At 55.0% G+C, this 3,006-nt stretch carries 1 rRNA gene; it reads left to right on the forward strand.

Annotation, left to right across the window (positions count from 1 at the left end):
- Positions 1-2,988, forward strand: a 23S ribosomal RNA gene (locus tag BIU91_RS08970).
- The last annotated feature ends 18 nt before the right edge of the window (positions 2,989-3,006 follow it).

Genomic DNA, 3,006 nt, shown 5'->3' on the forward strand with positions numbered 1-3,006 from the left:
TTTGCGACCTGGTGACTCCCGCCTGAATATATAGGGCGGGTAGAGGGAACGTGGGGAAGTGAAACATCTCAGTACCCACAGGAAGAGAAAACAACATGTGATTCCGTGAGTAGTGGCGAGCGAAAGCGGATGAGGCTAAACCGATCATGTGTGATAGCCGGCGGGCGTTGCATGGTCGGGGTTGTGGGACACGTCACTCAGTTCTGCCGGACTGGGACGGTTACAGCGCATCATAGTCGAACCGGTTTGAAAGCCGGGCCGTAGTGGGTGCCAGCCCCGTAGACGAAATGGTGTTATGGCCGGATGTGTATCCCAAGTAGCACGGGGCCCGAGAAATCCCGTGTGAATCTGTCAGGACCACCTGATAAGCCTAAATACTCCCAGATGACCGATAGCGGACAAGTACCGTGAGGGAAAGGTGAAAAGTACCCCGGGAGGGGAGTGAAATAGTACCTGAAACCGTTTGCTTACAAACCGTCGGAGCCTCCTTAGTAGGGGTGACGGCGTGCCTTTTGAAGAATGAGCCTGCGAGTTAGTGATATGTGGCGAGGTTAACCCGTGAGGGGCAGCCGTAGCGAAAGCGAGTCTGAATAGGGCGTTTGAGTCGCATGTTCTAGACCCGAAGCGAAGTGATCTATCCATGGCCAGGTTGAAGCGACGGTAAGACGTCGTGGAGGACCGAACCCACTTCAGTTGAAAATGGAGGGGATGAGCTGTGGATAGGGGTGAAAGGCCAATCAAACTTCGTGATAGCTGGTTCTCTCCGAAATGCATTTAGGTGCAGCGTTGCGTGTTTCTCGCCGGAGGTAGAGCTACTGGATGGCCGATGGGCCTCAACAGGTTACTGACGTCAGCCAAACTCCGAATGCCGGTGAGTGAGAGCGCAGCAGTGAGACGGTGGGGGATAAGCTTCATCGTCGAGAGGGAAACAACCCAGACTACCAACTAAGGTCCCTAAGCGTGTGCTAAGTGGGAAAGGATGTGGAGTTGCACAGACAACCAGGAGGTTGGCTTAGAAGCAGCCACCCTTGAAAGAGTGCGTAATAGCTCACTGGTCAAGTGATTCCGCGCCGACAATGTAACGGGGCTCAAGCACACCACCGAAGTTGTAGATTTCGCACTATAGACAAGCCTTCGTGGTTCAGTCGTGCGGAGTGGTAGGAGAGCGTCGTGTGGCGAGTGAAGCGGCGGAGTGATCCAGCCGTGGACGCTACACGAGTGAGAATGCAGGCATGAGTAGCGAAAGACGGGTGAGAAACCCGTCCTCCGAAAGACCAAGGGTTCCAGGGCCAGGTTAATCCGCCCTGGGTAAGTCGGGACCTAAGGCGAGGCCGACAGGCGTAGTCGATGGACAACGGGTTGATATTCCCGTACCGGCGAACAACCGCCCAAGCTAATCCAGTGGTGCTAAGAGTCCTAACCCGGTACAACCGGATCCCTTCGGGGTGATGGTGGCCGGTCTAACGCTCGACCCCATGCTGGTGCGGTTAGCGTATGAACAGGTGTGACGCAGGAAGGTAGCTGAGCCAGGCGATGGTATCCGTAAGGTGAACCTGGTGTAAGGATGTAGGGCTGACGATAGGCAAATCCGTCGTCTGTACGCCTGAGATCCGACGCGTACCCGTAAGGGGAAATCAGTGATCCTATGCTGCCGAGAAAAGCATCGACGCGAGGTTGCAGCCGCCCGTACCCGAAACCGACTCAGGTGGTCAGGTAGAGAATACCAAGGAGATCGAGAGAATCGTGGTTAAGGAACTCGGCAAAATGCCCCCGTAACTTCGGGAGAAGGGGGGCCGGACACGTGACCGGATTTACTCCGTGAGCGTTGAAGGCCGCAGAGACCAGTGGGAAGCGACTGTTTACTAAAAACACAGGTCCGTGCGAAGTCGCAAGACGATGTATACGGACTGACGCCTGCCCGGTGCTGGAAGGTTAAGAGGAAGGGTTAGCCTTTGGGCGAAGCTCTGAATTTAAGCCCCAGTAAACGGCGGTGGTAACTATAACCATCCTAAGGTAGCGAAATTCCTTGTCGGGTAAGTTCCGACCTGCACGAATGGCGTAACGACTTCCCAGCTGTCTCAACCGCGAACTCGGCGAAATTGCACTACGAGTAAAGATGCTCGTTACGCGCAGCAGGACGGAAAGACCCCGTGACCTTTACTACAGTTTGGTATTGGTGTTCGGAGTGGCTTGTGTAGGATAGGTGGGAGACTGTGAAGCGGGCACGCTAGTGTTCGTGGAGTCATTGTTGAAATACCACTCTGGTCACTTTGGATGTCTAACGTAGGACCCTGATCGGGTTCATGGACAGTGCCTGATGGGTAGTTTAACTGGGGCGGTTGCCTCCCAAAGAGTAACGGAGGCGCCCAAAGGTTCCCTCAACCTGGTTGGCAATCAGGTGGCGAGTGTAAGTGCACAAGGGAGCTTGACTGTGAGACTGACAGGTCGAGCAGGGACGAAAGTCGGGACTAGTGATCCGGCAGTGGCTTGTGGAAGCGCTGTCGCTCAACGGATAAAAGGTACCTCGGGGATAACAGGCTGATCTTGCCCAAGAGTCCATATCGACGGCATGGTTTGGCACCTCGATGTCGGCTCGTCGCATCCTGGGGCTGGAGTAGGTCCCAAGGGTTGGGCTGTTCGCCCATTAAAGCGGTACGCGAGCTGGGTTTAGAACGTCGTGAGACAGTTCGGTCCCTATCCGCTGCGCGCGTTGGAAATTTGAGAAGATCTATCCCTAGTACGAGAGGACCGGGATGGACGAACCTCTGGTGTGTCAGTTGTTCTGCCAAGGGCACCGCTGATTAGCTACGTTCGGACCGGATAACCGCTGAAAGCATCTAAGCGGGAAGCCGTCTTCGAGATGAGATTTCCATGCACCTTGAGTGTGAGAGGCTCCCAGCAGACTACTGGGTTGATAGGCCGGATGTGGAAGCGGGGACTAACGACCCGTGGAGCTGACCGGTACTAATAAGCCGAAGACTTGATAACACACTGATTTCCGTGCAC

This window comes from Curtobacterium sp. MMLR14_002, from assembly GCF_001864975.1.
GTDB classification, from domain to species: domain Bacteria; phylum Actinomycetota; class Actinomycetes; order Actinomycetales; family Microbacteriaceae; genus Curtobacterium; species Curtobacterium flaccumfaciens.